The organism is Rhizobium sp. L51/94 (assembly GCF_019355555.1).
GTDB classification, from domain to species: Bacteria; Pseudomonadota; Alphaproteobacteria; order Rhizobiales; family Rhizobiaceae; genus Rhizobium; species Rhizobium rhododendri.
The window spans coordinates 177,791-197,897 of sequence record NZ_CP072141.1 but is presented as its reverse complement, the minus strand read 5'-3'; the positions used below and the strand labels follow the sequence as shown (position 1 = coordinate 197,897).

27 protein-coding genes and 1 other RNA gene are annotated in these 20,107 nt (G+C 61.4%); 13 read left to right on the top strand and 15 right to left on the bottom strand.

Annotated elements, in window-relative coordinates; genetic code table 11:
- Positions 1-33: 33 nt before the first annotated feature.
- An RNA gene (ffs, locus tag J5274_RS00995) (signal recognition particle sRNA small type) lies at positions 34-130 on the bottom strand.
- Positions 131-220: 90 nt separating this feature from the next.
- Between ffs and J5274_RS00990 the strand changes: the two genes are divergently transcribed.
- The 3 genes from J5274_RS00990 to J5274_RS00980 are packed head-to-tail and all read left to right on the top strand — an operon-like array spanning position 221 to position 2,289.
- Positions 221-631 carry an HIT family protein gene (locus J5274_RS00990; protein WP_142831500.1) on the top strand — a complete coding sequence of 137 codons (411 nt, stop codon included), beginning with the start codon at positions 221-223 and terminating at the stop codon, positions 629-631.
- Positions 628-1,587, top strand: coding sequence for an NAD(+) diphosphatase (nudC, locus tag J5274_RS00985; protein WP_142831499.1), 960 nt, complete (start codon positions 628-630; stop codon positions 1,585-1,587). Before J5274_RS00990 ends, nudC begins: the two co-directional genes overlap by 4 nt.
- A gap of 6 nt (positions 1,588-1,593) precedes the next feature.
- The gene (locus J5274_RS00980) at positions 1,594-2,289 is read left to right on the top strand and encodes a YafY family protein (protein ID WP_142831498.1); all 696 of its coding nucleotides are present in this window, start codon (positions 1,594-1,596) and stop codon (positions 2,287-2,289) included.
- Positions 2,290-2,351: 62 nt separating this feature from the next.
- Here the strand turns inward: J5274_RS00980 and J5274_RS00975 are convergent, their stop codons facing one another.
- Positions 2,352-3,047, bottom strand: coding sequence for an NADPH-dependent F420 reductase (locus J5274_RS00975; RefSeq protein WP_142831497.1), 696 nt, complete (start codon positions 3,045-3,047; stop codon positions 2,352-2,354).
- 114 nt (positions 3,048-3,161) lie between these two features.
- On the opposite strand from J5274_RS00975, the gene J5274_RS00970 reads away from it, so the two are divergent.
- Both J5274_RS00970 and J5274_RS00965 read left to right on the top strand, forming a co-directional pair.
- The gene (locus tag J5274_RS00970) at positions 3,162-4,073 is read left to right on the top strand and encodes a LysR family transcriptional regulator (RefSeq protein WP_142831496.1); all 912 of its coding nucleotides are present in this window, start codon (positions 3,162-3,164) and stop codon (positions 4,071-4,073) included.
- A gap of 92 nt (positions 4,074-4,165) precedes the next feature.
- Positions 4,166-4,534, top strand: coding sequence for a VOC family protein (locus tag J5274_RS00965; protein ID WP_219274725.1), 369 nt, complete (start codon positions 4,166-4,168; stop codon positions 4,532-4,534).
- Between the two features lie 19 nt (positions 4,535-4,553).
- Here the strand turns inward: J5274_RS00965 and J5274_RS00960 are convergent, their stop codons facing one another.
- Positions 4,554-4,733 (bottom strand): hypothetical protein, encoded by a 180-nt coding sequence (locus J5274_RS00960; RefSeq protein ID WP_111220881.1) that lies wholly within the window; start codon positions 4,731-4,733, stop codon positions 4,554-4,556.
- Between the two features lie 182 nt (positions 4,734-4,915).
- Here J5274_RS00960 and J5274_RS00955 point away from each other — a divergent pair, with 182 nt between their 5' ends.
- Complete coding sequence (locus J5274_RS00955) at positions 4,916-5,161, top strand: DUF6434 domain-containing protein (RefSeq protein WP_219274724.1); 246 nt, start codon at positions 4,916-4,918, stop codon at positions 5,159-5,161.
- 5 nt (positions 5,162-5,166) lie between these two features.
- Here the strand turns inward: J5274_RS00955 and J5274_RS00950 are convergent, their stop codons facing one another.
- From J5274_RS00950 to J5274_RS00930, 5 genes are all read right to left on the bottom strand, one after another.
- Positions 5,167-5,562 carry a cupin domain-containing protein gene (locus J5274_RS00950; RefSeq protein WP_142831565.1) on the bottom strand — a complete coding sequence of 132 codons (396 nt, stop codon included), beginning with the start codon at positions 5,560-5,562 and terminating at the stop codon, positions 5,167-5,169.
- 99 nt (positions 5,563-5,661) lie between these two features.
- Positions 5,662-6,177, bottom strand: a complete 516-nt coding sequence (locus tag J5274_RS00945; protein WP_142831494.1) for an N-acetyltransferase — start codon at positions 6,175-6,177, stop codon at positions 5,662-5,664.
- A gap of 78 nt (positions 6,178-6,255) precedes the next feature.
- A complete protein-coding gene (locus J5274_RS00940; RefSeq protein ID WP_142831493.1) occupies positions 6,256-6,489 on the bottom strand; it encodes a BrnA antitoxin family protein in 234 nt (77 codons plus the stop codon).
- 39 nt (positions 6,490-6,528) lie between these two features.
- Positions 6,529-7,383, bottom strand: a complete 855-nt coding sequence (locus J5274_RS00935) for a prephenate dehydratase (RefSeq protein ID WP_142831492.1) — start codon at positions 7,381-7,383, stop codon at positions 6,529-6,531.
- Positions 7,384-7,393: 10 nt separating this feature from the next.
- Positions 7,394-8,149, bottom strand: a complete 756-nt coding sequence (locus tag J5274_RS00930; protein WP_209182194.1) for a 3-deoxy-manno-octulosonate cytidylyltransferase — start codon at positions 8,147-8,149, stop codon at positions 7,394-7,396.
- A 149-nt stretch (positions 8,150-8,298) separates the two neighbouring features.
- Between J5274_RS00930 and J5274_RS00925 the strand changes: the two genes are divergently transcribed.
- Entirely contained in the window at positions 8,299-8,889 is a 591-nt protein-coding gene (locus J5274_RS00925) for a cytochrome c family protein (protein WP_219274723.1), read from the top strand.
- Between the two features lie 42 nt (positions 8,890-8,931).
- On the opposite strand, the gene J5274_RS00920 is transcribed toward J5274_RS00925, so the two are convergent.
- A complete protein-coding gene (locus tag J5274_RS00920; RefSeq protein WP_142831489.1) occupies positions 8,932-9,465 on the bottom strand; it encodes a ribonuclease H in 534 nt (177 codons plus the stop codon).
- 203 nt (positions 9,466-9,668) lie between these two features.
- On the opposite strand from J5274_RS00920, the gene J5274_RS00915 reads away from it, so the two are divergent.
- Entirely contained in the window at positions 9,669-10,865 is a 1,197-nt protein-coding gene (locus J5274_RS00915; protein WP_142831488.1) for an MFS transporter, read from the top strand.
- 318 nt (positions 10,866-11,183) lie between these two features.
- Positions 11,184-12,176, top strand: coding sequence for an adenosine kinase (locus J5274_RS00910; protein ID WP_142831487.1), 993 nt, complete (start codon positions 11,184-11,186; stop codon positions 12,174-12,176).
- Here the strand turns inward: J5274_RS00910 and J5274_RS00905 are convergent.
- Positions 12,169-12,708 (bottom strand): SH3 domain-containing protein, encoded by a 540-nt coding sequence (locus J5274_RS00905; protein ID WP_142831486.1) that lies wholly within the window; start codon positions 12,706-12,708, stop codon positions 12,169-12,171. The two genes, J5274_RS00910 and J5274_RS00905, sit on opposite strands and share 8 nt — an antisense overlap.
- Positions 12,709-12,893: 185 nt before the next feature.
- Between J5274_RS00905 and J5274_RS00900 the strand changes: the two genes are divergently transcribed.
- Positions 12,894-13,895 carry a D-glycerate dehydrogenase gene (locus J5274_RS00900; RefSeq protein ID WP_142831485.1) on the top strand — a complete coding sequence of 334 codons (1,002 nt, stop codon included), beginning with the start codon at positions 12,894-12,896 and terminating at the stop codon, positions 13,893-13,895.
- Between the two features lie 55 nt (positions 13,896-13,950).
- Here J5274_RS00900 and J5274_RS00895 read toward each other — a convergent pair whose 3' ends face one another.
- From J5274_RS00895 to recF, 3 genes are read right to left on the bottom strand one after another with little or no spacing between them, the layout of a single operon-like run.
- Positions 13,951-14,439, bottom strand: a complete 489-nt coding sequence (locus J5274_RS00895; protein WP_142831484.1) for a GNAT family N-acetyltransferase — start codon at positions 14,437-14,439, stop codon at positions 13,951-13,953.
- Positions 14,436-15,221 (bottom strand): molybdopterin-synthase adenylyltransferase MoeB, encoded by a 786-nt coding sequence (locus tag J5274_RS00890; RefSeq protein WP_142831483.1) that lies wholly within the window; start codon positions 15,219-15,221, stop codon positions 14,436-14,438. Before J5274_RS00890 ends, J5274_RS00895 begins: the two co-directional genes overlap by 4 nt.
- Before the next feature lie 45 nt (positions 15,222-15,266).
- Positions 15,267-16,391, bottom strand: a complete 1,125-nt coding sequence (gene recF, locus J5274_RS00885; RefSeq protein ID WP_142831482.1) for a DNA replication/repair protein RecF — start codon at positions 16,389-16,391, stop codon at positions 15,267-15,269.
- A 184-nt stretch (positions 16,392-16,575) separates the two neighbouring features.
- Here recF and J5274_RS00880 point away from each other — a divergent pair, with 184 nt between their 5' ends.
- The 3 genes from J5274_RS00880 to J5274_RS00870 all read left to right on the top strand — a co-directional run bounded on the left by J5274_RS00880 (position 16,576) and on the right by J5274_RS00870 (position 18,410).
- Positions 16,576-17,019 carry an SRPBCC family protein gene (locus tag J5274_RS00880; RefSeq protein ID WP_142831481.1) on the top strand — a complete coding sequence of 148 codons (444 nt, stop codon included), beginning with the start codon at positions 16,576-16,578 and terminating at the stop codon, positions 17,017-17,019.
- 116 nt (positions 17,020-17,135) lie between these two features.
- Positions 17,136-18,104 carry a CDF family Co(II)/Ni(II) efflux transporter DmeF gene (gene dmeF / locus J5274_RS00875; RefSeq protein WP_143123262.1) on the top strand — a complete coding sequence of 323 codons (969 nt, stop codon included), beginning with the start codon at positions 17,136-17,138 and terminating at the stop codon, positions 18,102-18,104.
- Positions 18,105-18,134: 30 nt separating this feature from the next.
- Positions 18,135-18,410 carry a metal/formaldehyde-sensitive transcriptional repressor gene (locus J5274_RS00870; protein WP_111220898.1) on the top strand — a complete coding sequence of 92 codons (276 nt, stop codon included), beginning with the start codon at positions 18,135-18,137 and terminating at the stop codon, positions 18,408-18,410.
- 74 nt (positions 18,411-18,484) lie between these two features.
- Here the strand turns inward: J5274_RS00870 and J5274_RS00865 are convergent, their stop codons facing one another.
- Together J5274_RS00865 and J5274_RS00860 are read right to left on the bottom strand one after the other, a co-directional pair.
- On the bottom strand, positions 18,485-18,664 hold the full coding sequence (locus tag J5274_RS00865) for a hypothetical protein (RefSeq protein ID WP_142831479.1): 180 nt from the start codon (positions 18,662-18,664) through the stop codon (positions 18,485-18,487).
- Between the two features lie 171 nt (positions 18,665-18,835).
- On the bottom strand, positions 18,836-20,077 hold the full coding sequence (locus tag J5274_RS00860; protein ID WP_142831478.1) for a cyclopropane-fatty-acyl-phospholipid synthase family protein: 1,242 nt from the start codon (positions 20,075-20,077) through the stop codon (positions 18,836-18,838).
- Positions 20,078-20,107 lie beyond the last annotated feature (30 nt).

The following is a 20,107-nucleotide window of genomic DNA, read 5'->3' as shown; positions in this document are numbered from 1 at the left end:
GCCGGGCAAGCCGGACATCGCTATGAGAAAAGGGTGGGAGGCTGGCACGATGACCCGTGCCTGGCTCGTTGGGGCTGCTTCCTTCCGGACCTGACCCGGTTGGCGAGTGGCTCGTCCACCACCAACCTCCCGGAGCGACATATCGGCAATCTCGCCATCAAATGCAAGCACGCCCACAAAAAAACTGCTAAACATTTGAAAAAATACTGGAGGAGACACCATGAGCCCATTCGTGCTCGATGATCGCCTGGCGAAGGACACAGTGTCTATTGCGATCACAGGTCTTTGCGACCTGCGCCTGATGAAGGATCGCCGCTGGCCATGGCTTGTGCTGGTGCCGCGCCGGCAGGCAATCTCTGAAATTTTCGAGCTCACGCCTCTCGACCAAGCCTTGCTCACCTTCGAGACGAATATGGTGTCGAGCGCGTTGAAGAGCGTCACTGGGGCTGTGAAAATCAATGTCGGCGCCCTTGGAAATATTGTCCGACAGCTGCATGTTCATGTCATTGCGCGGTCCGAAGGGGATGCGAACTGGCCGGGCCCCGTCTGGGGTCATGGCCATCAGGAGCCCTATGAGGACGACGAGATGCGCGCCTTCATGACCCGAATGCAGAAAGCCCTGTCCCCATGAGCCATTCCCTCTTCACCTCCGACGCGCCACACCCCGAGCCCAGCAGCCTTACCGCCTTTGCCGAGAACGCACTGAACCGCGACTCTGAGCATCGCGATGAAAGCTCGGTGGAAAAAGCGCTGTCCATCGATGGGACCCATATCCTGGCCTTTGCCGGCGAAAAGCTGGTGCTGAAGCATGACGGCCAGATCCTCGATCCGCTGTTTGCCAAATACGAACTGGCCGAGCTCGATCCGGATTGGGATAATGCGGTGCTGCTTGGCTACAAGAAAAGCGGCGAGCCGCGGCTCGCGGTGCCGGTGGGTGTCGGTGCCGACGATCTTGCCAGCCAGTACAAGGCGACAGACATGCGGGCGCTGTGGCGCGAGCATCTGTTCGAAGGCGAAATTCTGGGCGAGGCGGCACAGGCTGCCAGCCTCCTCCGCTGGAATAGCGACAACCGTTTTTGCGGCCGTTGCGGATCTGCAAGCGAAGGCCATATTGGCGGCTACAAGCGCATCTGCACGGCCTGCCAGCATACGATTTTTCCGCGCACCGACCCCGTTGTCATCATGCTCGTCGTCGATGAGGCCCGAGGGCTCTGTCTGCTCGGTCGAAGCCACCACTTCCCGCCGGGAATGTATTCGTGCCTTGCCGGTTTCGTCGAGCCGGGCGAGACGATCGAAAGCGCGGTGCGCCGCGAGACGCACGAGGAATCCGGCATCGCCACCGGCCGCATCCGCTATCACGCCTCGCAGCCGTGGCCGATGCCGCATTCGCTGATGATCGGCTGCTATGCCGAAGCGAAATCCACCGAAATCCACATCGACTCCACCGAGCTCGACGATTGTCGCTGGTTTACGCCGGAGGAGACGCTGGCAATGCTGGAGCGGGTGGATGCATCCGGCCATACCTCGCCACCGAAGGGTGCCATAGCCCACCGGCTGATGCGCGACTGGATCGAGTGGAAGCGCTAGGCGGATATTGCCATGGCCCGTTCCGAGCGGCTGCTGACTCTCCTGCAGGCCCTGCGTCGCCATCGCCGTCCAGTGACCGGGGCGGCGCTGGCGGAGGAGACGGGCGTGAGCCTGCGGACGCTCTACCGTGATATTGCCAGCCTGCAAGCGCAAGGGGCGCATATCGAAGGCGAGGCCGGCGTCGGCTATGTGCTGAAGCCGGGCTTCATGTTGCCGCCGATGATGTTTTCGCAAGACGAGATCGAGGCTCTGGTGCTCGGTTCGCGGTGGGTGGCGCGGGCTGCCGAGCCGCGACTGGCCGCGGCCGGCGCCGATGCGATGGCCAAGATCGCTGCCGTCCTGCCTGAAGAAATGCGCGACGAGATCGATTCGGCGACGTTGCTGGTCGGTCCGCGCCGCATAAGCGAAGACAAGGCGGATCTTTCGGTCATCCGCCGGGCGATCCGAATGGAGCGCATTCTCGAGCTCAACTATACCGACGAGAGCGGTGCCGTTTCCGTCCGGAAGGTCTGGCCCTTCGCGCTCGGCTATCTCGAACATATCCGCATCATGGCCGCGTGGTGCGAGCTTCGCCGCGACTACCGACATTTCCGCACAGACCGGATCGGCGACATGACCGTTCAGGACGGTCGTTATCCCCGCCGTCGGGCGGTGCTGATGAAAGAGTGGCGCGAGATCGACGACTATGCCCGGAATGCCTGATGCAGGGCGACCGGACCCTGCGCGGGTTAGGCGCATGATCTGGTTCGTCAGGTTGCTGGCGTTTACGCAGGCGCGTCGAAGGTGCCGGGGCTGCGTGGGGTTGCCTTCCACTGGTCCGTCCGCTGGGGGCTGGCCTCCGTCAGCGCCTGGCGTACGCCGGCTGCGTCATGATCCTTCACATAGACAGGCGAGCCCGGTTGCTGGCGCCAGGAGTCGTCCAGGCTTCCGGCATCCACGGCGTCGAAACCGATCTCATCGATCAGGCCGATGACGACGGCTTTAGAGGCCTGATCGTTGCCGGCCACTGCAATTGCTATGCGACCCGGCTGGCCTGCCGGCTTGCCAAGCTCGGCGAGGCTCGTGGCGTAGATCATGTTGAATGCCTTCACCACGTCGCGGCCGAGTTGCTTTGCCACCCAGGCGCTTTCCGTCATGCCGTTTTCGATGTCGGCCACCGCGCCGTCGCGTTCGCGGGGATAATAGTTGTTGGTGTCGATGACGATGGTCTTCGCGGGCACTTTGGCGAAGAGGTCGCGAGGCAGCGACGGGATGGCGTTGAGGGGGATAGTCACGACGACAACGTCCTTGTCGAGCACAGCTGCTTCGACGGTCGCGGCGCGTGCGCCTGTTTTCGTGGCCAACTCCGAAAGCGTGGCCGGACCGCGCGAGTTGGCGATATCGATCTGGTGTCCCGCCTTGGCAAGCAGGGTTGCGAGCGCGCCGCCAATATTGCCGGCACCGATAATTCCGATTTTCATATCAAATACTCCGAATTGCCCGTCTCCTTCGTGGAGAGACAAATGGACCATAATTCCTGTTCACATCGCGATAAATCGCAATAGGATGCTAACAATCACTACCAGGAGTAGGGAATGGATCGTCTCGTCAGCATGAATGCCTATGTCACCTCGGTAGAGATGGGCTCCTTTGCGTCTGCTGCCACTGTGCTTGGCATCTCGCAGCAGATGGTGGCCAAGCATGTCAATTATCTCGAGGCGCGCCTCGGCGCACGCTTGCTCTATCGCACCACCCGGCGGCAAAGCGTCACCGAGATCGGCCGGACTTACTATGACCGGTGCAAGCTGGTGCTGGCCGATGCCGACTGGGCCGATGCGGTTGCGGAGCAGGCCAAGGGCACACCGCAGGGGCGCCTGCGCATAAACGCTCCTGTTTCGTTCGGCTCACAGAGCCTGATCGGTCTCGTGACTCGCTATCTGCGTCGATATCCCGACGTGGAAATCGATCTGGTTCTCGACGACAAGTATGTCGATCCGGTCAAGGAGTCCTTCGAGGCAGTGTTCCGCATCGGGCATGTCGGGGACACGACCCTCACCAAGTATAGGCTTGCGCCGTTTCGCGTCGTGCTCTGTGCCTCGCCGGACTACCTGCGGGAACGCGGAACTCCGACCCATCCTGCCGATCTCGAATACCACGAATGCCTGGGGCAGGCTCTGTGGTCGCAGCCGGAGAACTATCACTGGCGTTTCGAGATGGGCGACAGCGTTTATGAACCGAAGGTGCAGGGGCGCTTGCGGGTGAACGATGCAAAGGGGTTGCTCTCGGCTGCGGTGGGCGGTTTCGGCATCGCGCTGATTGCCTACGACCACGCGCGGGACATGCTGGCCGATGGTCGTCTCGTCAGGGTGCTGACGGACTACCGGACGGAGACGCGACCGATGCATCTTCTCTTCCACCCCGACCGCCGCCAGACCCCGAAACTCAAAAGCTTCATCGAGGCCGTCATGGAGGAGTTCGGCGAGGCGAAAGCCGGTGGCGCAACATAGAAGAACAACTCAGATGCCTTGCCCACACTGCTGCCATAAACTGTCAGTGGTTGCTGCTATCGTTGCTCCATCGACAACAAGGAGCAACGAAAATGACCAACCCCAATCTCATCATTCTCTACGTCAAGGACCCGGCCGAGAGCGTCGTTTTCTATCGCGGCCTTCTTGGTCGCGAGCCCGTGGCGGATTCGCCGAATTATGCCGCCTTTGCGCTCGATAACGGTTTCATGCTCGGGCTCTGGCGTCGTAGTTCTGTGGAACCTCAGCCTTCAGCGCTTGGAAATCGCGGAGAAATCGGCTTTGCCCTGCCGGGCAAGGGCAGCATTGCCGCCCATTACCGGGAGTGGTGCAGCCAGGGAATGCCGATTGCGCAGGAGTTGACGACGATGGATTTCGGAGAGACCTTCGTGGCGCTCGATCCCGATGGCCATCGCCTGCGTGTTTGCGAACCGGATCAGTAGGCTGCACCGCAGTTCCGCATCAGTTCAGGGTGAGGTCGCTTTCACATTCATCGCGGGCTTCATCGAATTCATCGATATGCGCGACTGCCATGCTGCGAAAGTCCGGATCGGTGATCTCATCCAGGGACCGCGGCATGCCGTGGTCTCTGATCATGGTCTTGAGAACGGATACCAGATGTGTGCTCTTATCTTCCGACATGCTTTTCAACCTTCATCGTAGTGGATAGGTAGTAAGCTAACTACTTAGCACATTGCACTGCAACATGCCCATTCACATATTGATGATCTGCCGTGAGCTTGGTGCATGGAACCGTGGTGCATTACGGGTAAACCAGGCGACGGATACCAACGCGGTGCAGGGGTAGACGGTTAGTGGGGCTAATGGCATTCGACTGGCATAGCAGTGAAATCACGCGCGCGACGCCGTTGACGACATCCTATCGCAATAGGCGGAACGTCCGTCGATTTTTCCAGGCGGAATGTGGCGAAGGGTTCAGGTTCGACCGCCCCTTCATGGGCTGGCTTAAGACGGCTGTCGGCCAGACTATGGGCAGTGCTGCCGACGAGTGGTGCCGGCGCGAGGCTGCAAAGCGTCAGCCGGCATCACCTGCAGCGACCGATGCGTGATCCTATCAGCCCTCGTACTGCTCATCGGTGACGTGCTCGAGCCAATCGACGACCTTGCCGTCAAGCGCTTCGGCGATGGCGACATGGCTCATGGCTGTTGAAGGTGCAGCGCCGTGCCAGTGTTTCTCACCCGGTGCGAACCAGACGATGTCGCCGGGGCGGATCTCTTCGATCGGGCCACCCTCTCGCTGCGCACGGCCGAGGCCGGACAGCACGAGCAGGGTCTGGCCGAGCGGGTGCGTGTGCCAGGCGGTGCGTGCGCCGGGTTCGAATGTGACGGTGGCGCCGCCGATCCGGGCCGGATCCTCGCCCTTGAACGGCGCATCGATGCGCACCGTGCCGGTGAAGTAGTCGGATGGGCCCTTGGCCGAGGGAAGCGAACCGCTGCGGGTGATCTTCATGAGAACTCTCCTGTTGCGCGGCATTCTCCTGCCGCCGGTAATCGTTACTTAGCGCGCGGAATGCACCGGATCAGGTGTGTGCACCCTCAATTCGGAAAGTCAGATGATGGGCTCGTTGGCGAGGGCTTTTTCCGGCACCGCTTCAGCGCCGATGCGTTTGGACATATTGAGCCCAGTGACGCGAAAGCCGCCGACGGCGTATAGGTGTTGAGCGCGAGCGTTATCGGCAGCCACACGCAGCTTGATCTCCGTGTATCCCTGTTGCCGCATCATCGCTTCCAGGGCAGCCAGAGCAGAGTGACCGCGACCTTGTCCCCGGTACTCCGGGAGTATGCAGAAGTCGCAGACAAAAGCCGAATGGTGGTCTTTGTCGGAGCGATACCAGAGATAGCCAATGGGTTGCGCTGGGTTCTGCTCGCTGAATATGCAGAGCAATTCCTGGCCTGCGGTTTGCGGGCCGGCCGGAAGCTCCGCCGCGACCTCGCGCTCAGCCAGTATCCGCGCAGCGGCCGAAGACATGGCATAGTTCTCAGCAATTTCATCTGCGTAGTCAGCGATGAAGTAATCCAGGTATGCGGGGAACTCTGCGGGAAGCATAGGCTGGAAGGTGATCATGAGGGTCCATTCAATTGCCGGTCTGCTGCAGGAGCCATGCGTTCTGCGCGTTATCCCGGCATGGAGTGTGGCCGGATGCTAATCCTTGGCCAGCATGGCTGCACGCAGCGTGTCGTTGATGCGGTCCTGCCAGCCGGGACCGTCTTCCTGGAAGTGGGCGAGCACGTCGCTGTCGAGCCTGATCGACACCATCTCCTTCGTGTTGGGCACGGCAGGGCGCTCGACTGCAGGGGCGACGGGCTTCTTTGTCGGTTTGAATAGCGCCTCTGCGGCGTCCATCGGGCTGACCGGGCGGCGGGGTGGCGTGGCCATGGCGTTTTCCTTCTGTGTGACGGTCGGCAGTTGCAATGCCTACATCGAGCCGCGCGTCGGGTGGCCTTTGTAGACGCCGAGGATGCGGACCTTTTCGGAGAAGAACCGCAGTTCCTCCAGCGCCTGGCGGACGTTCGGGTCCGACGGATGGCCTTCGATGTCGGCGTAAAACTGGGTGGCCACGAACTTTCCGCCGAGCTGGTAGCTCTCCAGCTTGGTCATGTTGATGCCGTTTGTGGCGAAACCGCCAAGCGCCTTGTAGAGGGCGGCCGGGATGTTGCGGACATTATAGACGAAAGTCGTGACGATCTTTTCGTCCTTCGATGTGCGCTCGGCCCATGCCTCGTCGCGGGCCAGCACGACGAAGCGTGTCGTGTTGCTTTCGACATCCTCGACATTCTCGGCGATGATGTCGAGATGGTAGAGGTCGGCGGCCAGCCGGGGGGCCAGCGCCGCCATCGAGCGGTCGCCTGTTTCCTGCACCAGCTTTGCAGCGCCCGCAGTGTCGCCGGCGATGACCGGTTTCCAGCCGTTGGCTCGAACGATCTTGCGGCATTGTCCGAGCGCATGGATGTGGCTGTGGACGGTGCGGATCTCGTCATGGGTGACACCCGGGAGCACCATCAGCTGGAAGCGGATCGGCATGAAATATTCGCCGATGATGTGCAGGTTGGATTCCGGCAGCAGGTGGTGGATATCGGCAACACGGCCGGCGATTGTGTTTTCGATCGGGATCATCGCGAGATCGGCATCGCCATTGTCGACTGCGGTGAACGCATCCTCGAAGGTCTGGCATGGCAGCGGCTCCATGCCGGGAAACATGTCGCGGCATGCCATGTCGGAATTGGCGCCGTATTCGCCCTGGAAGGCAATCTTGTTGGTCTTGGCTGTCATGAAAAATCCGTCAGAGAGAGGCGCCGGAGAGCATTCGGCGGGCCTTTTCGAGGTCGGCCGGAGTATCGACACCCAGCGGAACCGTGTCAACGATCTCGGCGTCGATGCGCATGCCGGCTTCGAGGGCACGCAGCTGCTCGAGCGATTCACGTTTTTCCAGCGTCGATGGGGCAAGCGTCACGAAACGCTCGAGTGCCGCGCGGCGATAGGCGTAGAGGCCGATATGATGGTAGAGCGGCCCTTTGCCATGGGGGGCGGTGGCGCGGGTAAAATAGAGTGCCCTCAGCCGGCTGTCCGACAGCGGCGAGCCGACGATCTTGACGACGTTGGGATTGGTCTTTTCCTCCTCGTCGCGGATTTCCACCGTCAGCGTCGCAATATCGACGGCGGTATCTTCGAGCGGCTTCAGGGCAGCGCGGATTGTGGCGGGGTCGATGGTCGGCAGGTCGCCCTGGACATTGACGATTGTCTCGATGCGACCGTCCGGATCGACAGCGCGCAGCGCCTCGTGAATGCGATCGGAGCCGGATTGATGGTCCTCGCGGGTCATCACCACCTCGAAGCCGGCGTCTCTGACGACATCGAACGTGTCGGAATGGTCGACGGCGACGACGATGCGACCGATAGCCGCTTCGCGCGCGCGCATGGCAACCTGTACGATCATGGGCAAGCCGGCAATGTCGGCCAACGGTTTGCCTGGCAGTCGGGTAGACGCCAGACGGGCGGGGATGAGGACCAGCGTCTTGCCGATATCGAGGTACGTCATTGTTGGCCTTTTATTCCCGTCGGAAAAATGTCAAAAAGTGTGATGTTCCGAGCTGGGTGGAGAGTTTTGTAAGGGACAGTCAGAAGACACAGGTTTCGGCCGAATTCAAGATGGGGCCGGCGGGTTTGCCGGGGAGGGGAACATAGCAGATGAATTCATCCTACGTGAACATGGGACTCGGTGCGCTTTTGGCGACGTTGTTCGTGTTGAAGTCGGTGTCGCTGGTGTCCGGCGCGCTGTTTGCTTCGGAGCCGCCGGAGAAGCCAGGCTTTATCATTGTCGCCGACGAGACGGCACCGGCCGATGGCGCCAGTGGTAAAACTGCTGCGGCAGCGCCGGAAACGCCGATCGCCCAGCTGTTGCAGAAGGCCGACGCCAAGGTTGGCGAAACAATCTTCAAGAAGTGTCAGGCCTGTCATGACGGCAGCAAGGGCGGGCCGAACAAGGTCGGGCCAAACCTCTACGGCATCGTCGACCGGCCGATCGCCTCGCATGAGGGCTTCGGCTATTCCGCAGCGATCAAGGATTTTTCCAAGGGTAGCTCGGAGAAGTGGACCTACGACCATCTCACGCATTTTCTGGCGGCGCCGAAGAAATACATTCCCGGCACGGCAATGGGCTTTGCAGGCCTGCCGAAGGAAACCGACCGGGCCAATGTCATCGCCTATCTCCGGACGCTGGCCGATACGCCTGCACCGCTGCCGGATGCTGCCGCCGCGCCGGCGCCCGCTACCAACTGAGCCTGATCCGACGACAAAGCCCGGCCATCCGTGGCCGGGTCCTCACGTCCGCCTGCCCTGCCGCTGGATCGTGCGGCGGCCCTGGTCGGCAAGCGCGTCGGCGCGCTCGTTGCCGTCTATGCCGAAGTGGCCTTTGCACCATTCGATCCTGACAAGCGGATTTTGCGACAGCTTTAGATCGAGCATCTTCCAAAGCTCTGCATGGGCGATCGTCCTTCGCCGGACGTTGGGGTTGGCGTCGATCTTTTTCCAGCCGTTTCCTTTCCATATCTGCCGGAAGGCGTTGCAGCCCCTGACGGCGTACAGCGAATCGGACCAGATCACGACATCTTCACCGGCGGCATTGCTCGCGATCCATTCTGCTGCCTCCAGCACGGCCATGATTTCCATGGCATTGTTGGCGGTCTTTGCGACGCCGCCGCAGCCCGAGGATATCTCGAGTCCATTGCGATACACGACATAGGCCCAGCCTCCATCGCCGGAACCGGGCTCGACGCAGCCGTCGGTGAAGACATGAAGTCCGTGCGGCACAGCCGCTGGATTGGCTTGCAAGGGTTGAGTAGGCTTGGCGGTCAATAGGTTGGCCTATCGGAGACGTCGCTGGAGAACTGGAACATCCTAACCCGGATACATTGGCCGTTGCCAACCTCGAATGCTGTGGCCGCCGCTTACCTCGGTCACGAGCGGGATGCTGCATTGCATAATCGGCACACCCTGTGACCTCGACAAGATAGCCGAAGCGTGACGTTCTGCGCGCTTATGCCAATGTGAGTCTTTTGATGCCCAATTCGCAGTCGTTGCCTGAAATCCATCGCGGCACCATACCCTTGATGGCCGCCGCCTGTGGCGTAATGGTCGGCAATATCTATCTCTGCCAACCGCTGCTCGGCCAGATCGCCGTTAGCTTTGGCGTTCCCGAGCATGTGTCGTCGCTGGTTGCGGTAGCGACCCAGGTCGGCTACGCGTTCGGCATTCTCCTGCTGGTGCCGCTTGCCGATATTGCCGAGCCACGCAGGTTGCTGCGCTGGCTGATGGCGCTGACGGCGATCGGCCTTCTCGGAGCGGCGCTTGCGCCAGGTATTGGCGTGCTTATCGGTGCCAGCGCCTGTCTTGCGCTGGTCACCGTCGTGCCACAGGTGCTGATACCGCTCGCCACCTCGCTGGTGCCGGCAGAAAAGCGGGGCCGGGTCGTCGGTACGATGACCACCGGCCTGGTCATGGGCATCCTGTTGTCGCGCACAGTCTCCGGTCTTGTGGCGGGATATACCGACAGCTGGCGTGCGTCGTACGGCTTGGCTGCGGTTCTCACGCTGATCCTTTTCTTCTTCGTTCCGGCCTTCATGCCGCAGCGACCGCAGATGATGCAGAAAATGAGCTACGGCAAGCTGCTGGCCTCGCTCGTGCCGCTGTTGAAGCACCGGCCGCTGCTGTTGTCGATGGGAATGAATTTCCTGGCTTTCGGCGCTTTTTCGGCTTTCTGGGCGACGCTGGCATTCCATCTCGCCAGCCCTGCCTTCGGACTCGGAGCCGCCGCTGCCGGCCTTTTCGGGCTGTGGGGTGCCCCCGGTGCGTTGATGGCGCCGATTGGAGGGCGACTTGCCGACCGCTGGGGTTCCTCGCGGGTGAATGCTCTTGCCTTCTGCGCCCTGCTCGCCAGCTTCGCGATTGCCGCCACCCTGGGGACGACGCATCTTCTGGCATTGGTCGTTGCCGTCAACCTGCTCGATTTCGGCTTGCAGAGCGGCCAGATCGCCAACCAGACGCGGATATTTGCCATCGGTCATGAAATCCGCGGCCGGCTGAACACGATGTATATGGTTTCGACGTTTTCCGGTGGTGCACTCGGTGCATTCGCCGGCGGCATGGCCTGGACGCTTGCCGGCTGGATCGGCGTTTGCATCGTCTGCGTCTGCCTGATCTGTCTCGCAGCAACGCTGCTGGGTGTTTCGCTCTTCTTCGAGGGACGTCGATCCTGAAAAAAGGCACAAAAAAAGCGGGCACTGCCCGCTTTTCCGCAGCCGGTCATCCCGGCGGTCTGCTTCCATCGCCGTCTGCCAGTACATCCGTGGTCAGCGCGTTCAATGGAAGCCAGGGGTCACACCCCAAGCGATAAAGGCTCTAACGATCTGTCGACCGTCCATGCCTCTCGCCTGATGGTTAATTACACGGCGAAAGTGACGGCTCTGTGACCAGTTGGCATTTCTTGGGCGGGCGGTGGCGATTCCGCCTTCCAAACTTTTCAAAACCCGATATGACCGGACACCGGCGAAGACAGTGACCGGGGTTCCATTTTGATGACACGTTTCGATGTACTCACCGTTGGCAATGCCATCGTCGATATTATTGCCCGGTGCGACGACCAGTTCCTGATCGACAACGCCATCACCAAGGCCGCGATGAACCTGATCGACGCCGAGCGTGCCGAATTGCTCTATTCCCGCATGGGACCGGCCATCGAAGCCTCTGGCGGCAGCGCCGGCAACACGGCGGCAGGCATTGCCAATTTCGGCGGCAAGGCTGCCTATTTCGGCAAGGTAGCCAAGGACCAGCTCGGCGAAATCTTTACCCACGATATTCGCGCGCTCGGCGTCCACTATGAGACCGCGCCGAAAGAGACGTTGCCGCCCACGGCCCGCTCGATGATTTTCGTCACCGAGGACGGCGAGCGATCGATGAACACCTATCTCGGTGCCTGCGTCGAGCTCGGACCCGAGGACGTCGAAGCCGATGTCGTTGCCGATTCCAAGGTCATTTATTTCGAGGGCTATCTCTGGGATCCGCCGCGCGCCAAGGATGCGATCCGCGAATGCGCCCGTATTGCCCATGAAAACGGCCGCGAGGTGTCGATGACCCTCTCCGACAGCTTCTGCGTCGGCCGTTACCGGGACGAATTTCTCGAGCTGATGCGCTCTGGCACCGTCGATATCGTTTTTGCCAACCGTCAGGAAGCACTCAGCCTCTACGAGACAGAGGATTTCGAGGAAGCGCTGACGCTGATCGCCCGCGATTGCAAGATTGCCGCTGTGACAATGAGCGAAGACGGGGCTGTCATCCTGCGCGGCAGCGAGCGCTACGAAGTCGACGCCATCGAGCTGGACGAGCTTGTCGACACGACAGGGGCTGGCGATCTGTTCGCCTCCGGCTTCCTCTACGGCTACACGCAGGGACGGGAACTCCGCGATTGCGGCAAACTTGGCTGCCTGGCGGCAGGTACTGTGATCCAGCAGATCGGCCCCCGGCCTGACAAGTCTCTGTCGAAGCTGGCCAAGGAAGCCGGGCTTATTTGAAGGCCTCTCCGGGATAGGCGCCCCAGATTTCCGATTGCGCCACCCAGCCCTCGGTTCCATCGGTCGTCGTCTTGCACCAGGTGCCGTTGCATTCGCGCACATCGAGGACGACGCCGGGCTCGAGCTTGGCAATGACGGAACTCGACGGCTGCGGATCCCGGCGCATGTTGACGTAGACTTCCTTGCCTTTGCCCTTCATCCACGGGGCGGCGATCGCGGCGCGCGAGCCTGACAGCAGCGACTGGTTGACCCAGCCCTCCGTGCCGTCGGCATCCCGTACCTGGCGCCAGTTGTCGTATTCCTGGATGATTTCGACTGGCAGGCCTGCGCGGGTATAGAGCCATGAGACCGCGTAATCGCTGCTCGGGCCAATGCGCAGGTTGACGCGCTTCGATTTCAGCGTCACGAAGCGTGGCAGCGGCAAGCCGCTGGCACCCTTGGCTGCCTGAGCGTTGGCAATCTGGATCGAGCCGGCCACCATCATCAGGCCGAGTGCCAATGCCGTACAGGATTTGAACATGGTGCTCCGCATCAGAATTCCGTTCGATTGTCGTGGCGCGCTGCCCGGGCGCGCTTCGTTCCGGCCATCCGCAAATGCGTGGACGCCGAAAGCGACTTCTGTTTGTCTTCGACTGCGGGTCTGGTAGAACTGCCCGCAACGTTAAAATTATGTCTGGTCTTGGTTAAGGACCTCTGAACAAGGCATCGCAGGGCGTCATGACAACGAAGAAAAAACCAAAAGTCTATCTGACGCGCAAACTGCCCGACGCGGTCGAGACGCGGATGCGCGAGTTGTTCGACGCCGAGCTCAACATAGACGACAGGCCGCGCACCGCCAGCGAACTGGTTGCGGCGATGCAGACGGCCGATGTGCTCGTACCGACGGTGACCGACAGGATCGATGCGGCCCTTATCGAACAGGCGGGCCCGCAGCTGAAACTTATTGCCGGCTTCTCGAACGGCACCGATCACATCGACGTGGACGCTGCGGCGCGAAAAGGTATCACCGTAACCAACACGCCGGGCGTGCTGACCGAAGATACTGCCGACATGACGATGGCGCTTATCCTCGCCGTGCCGCGGCGATTGGCCGAGGGCGCGCGGGTGCTGACTGACAAGCCCGGCGAATGGGCCGGCTGGTCGCCGACGTGGATGCTCGGCCGCAGGCTTTCCGGCAAGCGTATCGGCATCGTCGGCATGGGCCGCATCGGCACCGCCGTCGCTCGCCGTGCCAAGGCCTTCGGCCTTTCGATCCACTATCACAACCGCAGCAAAGTCAGCCCGGAGACCGAGGACGAGCTGGAGGCGACCTACTGGGACAGCCTCGACCAGATGCTCGCCCGCGTCGATATCATCTCGATCAACTGCCCCTCGACACCAGGCACCTATCATCTGATCTCGGCAAGACGGCTGGCGCTGCTGCAACCAACCGCCTTCATCGTCAACACCGCGCGGGGCGACATCATCGACGAGCCGGCCCTGATCAACATCCTGCGCGACGGCAAGATCGCCGGCGCCGGCCTCGACGTCTTCTCCAACGAGCCGGCCGTCAACCCGAAGCTGATCAAGCTCGCCAACGAAGGCAAGGTCGTGCTCCTGCCGCATATGAGCTCTGCCACCATCGAGGGCCGCATCGAGATGGGCGACAAAGTGATCATCAACATCCGCGCCTTCATGGATAGCCACAGGCCACCCAACCGGGTGTTGCCGGGGCGCTGAGTTTCCTCGGGTCAGGCCCGAGGATCCGCGGGCAAGCGCTCGTCTTTAGCGATGGCTAACCTGCCGGCAGCAAGGACTTCCGCATTTCGATCGAGGTGGTCCGGTCGAAGCCGGGATGGGCGTTTTCGGCGGTCTTGCAAAAACCCAAGGCGGCAAATGTTGCGTGATTTTCGACGAGTTCGATACGTGTTTCGAGCCGCAGCGCCGGAAGTTTTTTGCGCCGCTCGAGCTGTTCCGCAGCCTCGATGAGCCTTCGACCTATACCTCGGCCCTGCAGTGTCGGCAGAACCGCCAGCTTGCCTATGTAGAGGCAATCGGGTTCCAATCGACAAAATATACAGCCGGCTAAGATCTTCTCCTGCATGGCTATAAAACTGATTTCGGCTCCGGCCTTTTGTCGCAATGACTGGGCTGTCAGGGCTTTTGCCGACGAGGGTGGGTCGATGCGGCCTTCCATGCCGGCAAATGAGATCTGGATGAGCGTCAGCAAGGCGTCCCAACCGGTAAAGTCTTCGTCCAGTCGGTGCAGTTCCAGGCCGCTCATGATCCAGCGGTGCCACCCACCTTAGCCGGCTTGGTGCGCCTTGCATAACGGATGGTGTCGAACCTTGCAGCAAGCGCGTCGTAGAGCAGCAGCCGGCCGATCAGCGGTTCTCCGATGCCAGTAACGAGCTTGATGGCTTCCGTCGCCATCAGCGTGCCGATGACGCCGGTGAGCGCGCCTATGATGCCGGCCTCGGCGCAGGAGGGGATCAGGCCCTCCGGTGGCGGGGCTGGAAACAAATCGCGGTAGGTCGGGTTGAGACGGCCGTCAGGGCCGGTTTCATAGGGCTTCAACACGGTCAGCGATCCGTCGAAGCGGCCGACGGCACCGGAAACGAGCGGCTTGCCGGCGGTATGTGCGGCGTCAGCAGCCGCATAGCGGGTATCGAAATTGTCGGAGCCGTCGACCACGAGGTCGAAGCCGGCGAGTTGCCGCATTGCCGTCTCGGCTGCAAACCGCTCCTCGAAGCGGATGGTGCGGATATGGGGGTTCAGCCGCGCGATGGCGTCAGCGGCACTTTGCGTCTTCAGTTCGCCGATGGTACCGGTGTCGTGGATCACCTGGCGCTGCAGGTTCGACAGCGATACGCGGTCGTCGTCGGCGATGCCGAGCGTGCCGATGCCGGCGGCGGCCAGATATTGCAGCACCGGCGCCCCGAGGCCACCGGCGCCGATGACCAGGATACGGGCTGCCTTCAGCTTCTGCTGGCCGGCGCCGCCGATCTCGGGCAGCAGGATATGGCGGCGGTAGCGCTCGATTTCATCGGGGTTCAAGGGTTCCATGTCATCATCCTATCATTCGCATCCGGCTCGCGCAAAAGCGGTGCGTCATGGCTGGACGGCACCGTGATCGACGCCCAGGAACTGGGCGCGCTCACCGAGCGCCGAAAACATGCCCCGGTCGGTGCCGGTCATGAAGGCCTGGCCGCCGAGACCGTCGATCAGGTCGAACAGCGCCGCCCGGCGGTTTTCATCGAGATGGGCGGCAATCTCGTCGAGCAGCAACACGGGCGCGTGGCCTGTCAAATTGCCGACCAGTCGGGCATGCGCCAGCACGAGACCGACCAGCAGAGCCTTCTGTTCACCGGTCGAGCAGCGCCCGGCGTCCATGTCTTTTTCGAGATGGCGAACCTTGAGGTCGGCGCGGTGCGGCCCATCCAATGTTCGTCCTGCGCCGGCGTCGCGGCAGCGGCTGTCGCGCAGCATGTCGGCATAGCGGTCCTCGAGATCGACGGCGGGGCCATCAAGCCCGCCATCGAGAAAACCGGAGAGGGTGAGGGAGGCCGAGGGAAAGGGGGTCGCCTCGCGGCTGGCGTCGATCAGGCCCGACAGCAGTCCGAGCATCTCCTCGCGGGCAATCGCCATCGCAATCCCGAGGCTTGCCATCTGCTGCTCGATGCCGGAAAGCCAGGCAGGGTCGAAACGACCTTCGGAGAGCAGGCGGTTGCGGCTGCGCATGGCGCGCTCGAAATCGGTGGCCCTGCGGCCATGTGCCGGATCGAGCGACAGGACCAGCCGGTCGAGAAAACGCCGGCGATCGGAGGAGCCGCCGGTAAAAAGTCCATCCATGGCAGGCGTCAGCCAGGCGACGCGCAGGTGGTCGGTCAATTCGTCGACGGTTCTGGCCGTGGTGCCGTTGATACGCAGGCGGCGGACTGCTGTCTCGTCCGTGGTATCGACGCCGGTGCCGATCTCGACACCGCCGTCCATACCCTCAATTTCCGCAAAGATGGAGAAGCCATTGGCCGCCCCGACCCGGGTGATATCCCCATAGGAGGCGCGCCTGAGGCCGCGGCCCGGCGACAGCAGCGATACTGCTTCCATCAGGTTCGTCTTGCCGGCCCCGTTATTGCCGGTCAGCACGACGTGCCGCCCGTCCAGATCCAGCGCCGCTGCCGCATAGTTGCGGAAGTCGGTCAGTTTCAGGCGCGAGAGAGAGACCTTATGCGGCATCGGGATCCGGGATTCGTGTGTCCGGTGAGAGCTATGCCGATCAGTGCGGAATGGCAAGGTATGGCGGGGAAGCTTGTCGTGGGACAGGCGTTTTGGTGGGAAGGGGAGTTATCCAAGAAGGGATGTTGGCAATCGAATATTCGCGTCTATGATGGCAATCTAGCAGGCCTGAGGGGGGATGATCATGCCGAATAGTGTAAATCTGCACCGTGTGCTGGCGACCAGCCCGGACAAAGTCTATCGCGCCTTTCTCGAAGCGGACGCGCTGGCAAAGTGGCTCCCGCCCAATGGCTTTGCTTGCACGGTGCATCACCTTGAGCCGCGCGTTGGCGGTAGCTTCAGGCTATCCTTTCGCAATTTCTCAAGCGGCAAAAGCATCAGCTTCGGTGGCGAATACAGAGAACTGGTTGAAAATCAGCGGCTTCGTTACACGGACAGTTTCGAAGATCCAAGCCGGCCCGGCGAGATGGAGGTCACTGTCGTCTTGAAGACTGTGTCCGTCGGCACCGAACTGGTGATCGTTCAGGCAGGCATTCCCGACGTCATTCCGGTCGAGATGTGCTATCTCGGCTGGCAGGAATCCCTTCGTAATCTGGCAAAGCTCGTTGAACCCGATATCGCCGATTAGTGATTGAGGTCTCAAGGGATGTAAGGCATCGGGCCACGACAGAGGCCTCGGCTCAACCTTGCGGCCACGCGCCAAATAGGGTACCCCCCTATTCTACCAATCAGGAATTTTCCAACATGACCCTGTCGCACGATCACTGCCGCACGTTGGGCGCTGCCCATGACCATTTGTTTCTCGGTGAAAACCATGCTCGCAACGAGCGTCGCACCTGGCTCGTCATTGCCATCACGGCATCGATGATGGTGATCGAGATCGTTGCCGGGAATATGTTCGGCTCGATGGCGCTGGTGGCGGATGGCTGGCATATGTCCACGCATGCTGCAGCCATGCTGATCGCCGCGCTGGCCTACCTTTACGCCCGCAGGCACGCCAATAACCGGCGGTTTTCCTTCGGCACCGGCAAGCTCGGCGACCTCGCAGGCTTTGCCAGCGCGGTTGTGCTGGCGCTGATTGCGTTGATGATTGCGTGGGAAAGTTTCTTGCGGCTGCGATCGCCGGTTTCCATCAACTTCCAGGAGGCGATCTTCGTTGCCGTGGTCGGCCTGCTCGTCAATATCGTCTGCGCGTGGCTTCTTAGGGACGATCACCATCATGCCCATGGTCACCACCATGCCCATGATCATGGCGCACATCACGACGATCATCACGGACATGGGGGCAAGGACCAGAACCTGCGCGCCGCCTATGTCCATGTGCTGGCGGATGCGCTGACATCCGTTCTGGCGATAGGCGCGCTCGTGCTTGGCAGCATTTATGGCTGGCTCTGGCTCGACCCGGCCATCGGCATCGTCGGCGGTATCGTTATTGCGCGCTGGTCCTGGGTGCTTGTTCGCGACAGCGGACGTGTTCTGCTCGATTACCAGAGCGATGACGAGGACCTGCCGGAGGAGATCAAGGACATCATGACCCGCGAGGGGGTGGAGATCCTCGATCTACACGTCTGGCAGCTCGGGCCCGGCCACCACGGCGCCATCGTTTCGATCGTCGCCGATCACCCGCACGCGCCGTCTTACTACCGTGAAAAACTGGCTGCGATCCACGATCTTTCGCATGTGACGGTTGAGGTCGAAGCCCGTGCGGCCTGAGCACCGGAGCGCTGCCGGGAGGGCATCCAGATGAGCCATACGATCCGTGAAAAGCAGAAACTCATCAACCGGGTTCGGCGTATCCGCGGCCAGATGGAAGGCGTCGAACGGATGCTGGAGGACGAAAAGGGCTGCGAAGAGGTGATGCAGCTGATCGCGGGCGTGCGCGGTGCGATCAATGGTCTGATGGGCGAGGTGATGGAAGATCACATCCGCATGCATCTTGCGGCAGCGGACCTCCGCCAAGCGGAGCGCGAGGAAGGCGCGGCGGAACTCATCGATGTCGTGCGCACCTATCTGAAATAGCAACGCGAGGTGAGGGGCTTTCTCCCCCCGATACTTGCCGTCATTCTGCCGGCCGCGTCACCCTCCTGCAGACCTCAATGCGCAAGCGGTGACCGCGAGGATTGAGCGTCTTCCTGCCGGCCCTTTGTCCGGGCGCTCGCCGCGTCTTCCAGGAGCTTCGCGAAGTCGCCCAGCGGCACGCGGTCGGCGCGCAGCATCAGGCGGATCATCGGGTCTCTCAACATCTCGGACATGGTCAATTCGGTGGCGTGCATGGCGATCTCCTCGTTTGCCGAAGAGATAAACGGGGAGCATTACAACCGGGTGTCAGCCAATTGACATTACGGTGGTGAAATCGTGGCCGGAATGTTTCCGTCCGGGAACTGCCTCAGCCGACTGGCAGCGTGGACATGCACCTCGCCCGGCCGAAACTCGCAGGAGAGCGCCTAAACGGTCATATCGAGCGTCTTCTCCTTCTCGATGTAGGCTCGCTGCTGGTCGGTGATATAGTCGCGGACGATCGGGGCGGCATCGCGGGAGCGGGATAGCTGCATGTGAAACACGAGCTGGCTTCCCGTGCGGAACATCATCTCGGCGCTGATCAGATAGAATTCCCACATCCGGGCGAAACGCTCGTCATAGAGGGCCACCACCTTGTCGCGGTTGGTCTCGAAGCGGGATGCCCAATGCTGCAGCGTCGTCGCGTAATGCACGCGCAGGAATTCGAGGTCGGTCACCCACAGGCTGTTGCGCTCGACGACCTCGAACACTTCCGACAGCGCCGGCGAATAGGCGCCGGGGAAGATGTATTTGCGCAGCCAGGCGCTGGCCATGCCGGGTGGGCTCATATGGCCGATGGAGTGCAGCACGGCGACACCGTCATCCGGCATCAGCGAATTCAGCTTGGCAAAGAACTCGTCGTAATGATGGACGCCGACGTGCTCGAACATGCCGACCGAGACGATGCGATCGAAAGACCCGATGACATCGCGGTAGTCGCGAAGCTCGAACGTGACGCGGTCGCCAAGGCCTGCCTTGCGTGCCCGCTCGGTGGCAAGTGCCTGCTGTTCGCGGGAAAGGGTGACGCCGAGAACCTCGATGTCTTCCAGCTTGGCGAGATAAAGCGCCAGATCGCCCCAGCCGCAGCCGATATCGAGGACTTTCATGCCTGGTTTCAGACCGAGCTTGCTGGCCAGCAGCCTGAGCTTGTTGCGCTGCGCCTGCTCCAGCGTTTCGCCAGGCTCGCGGAAATAGGCGCAGGAATAGAGCATGTTTTCGTCGAGGAAGAGTTTGTAAAACTCGTTTCCGATATCGTAGTGGTGGGCGACGTTCTGTTGCGCCTGGCCCTTCCTGTTCGACTGCTGGCGCTTGCGGAACCTCATCTTGATAGCACGCAGCACCTTCTGGATCGGATAGGAGCCCAGCGACAGGCGGTTGATCGAGAACAGCGTGAGGAAGTCGCGCAATGTCGATCCTTCCTCGAAGCGCATGGTACCGTCCATATAGGCCTCGCCGGCAGCCAGCTCGGCATTAAAGACCAGTGTCCTGTAGAGTTTTCTGTCCGTCAGCCTCATCGTGACGTGGGGGCCTTCGGTGCCGGAAAATACGTGGCGCTTGCCGTCTGCGTCGATGACCGTCAGCCGGCCCTTGCGAATGAAAGCCTTCATCATATGCGAAAGCGGAAACATGCAGTTTCTCTCGTCAAATCACCGCCTCGG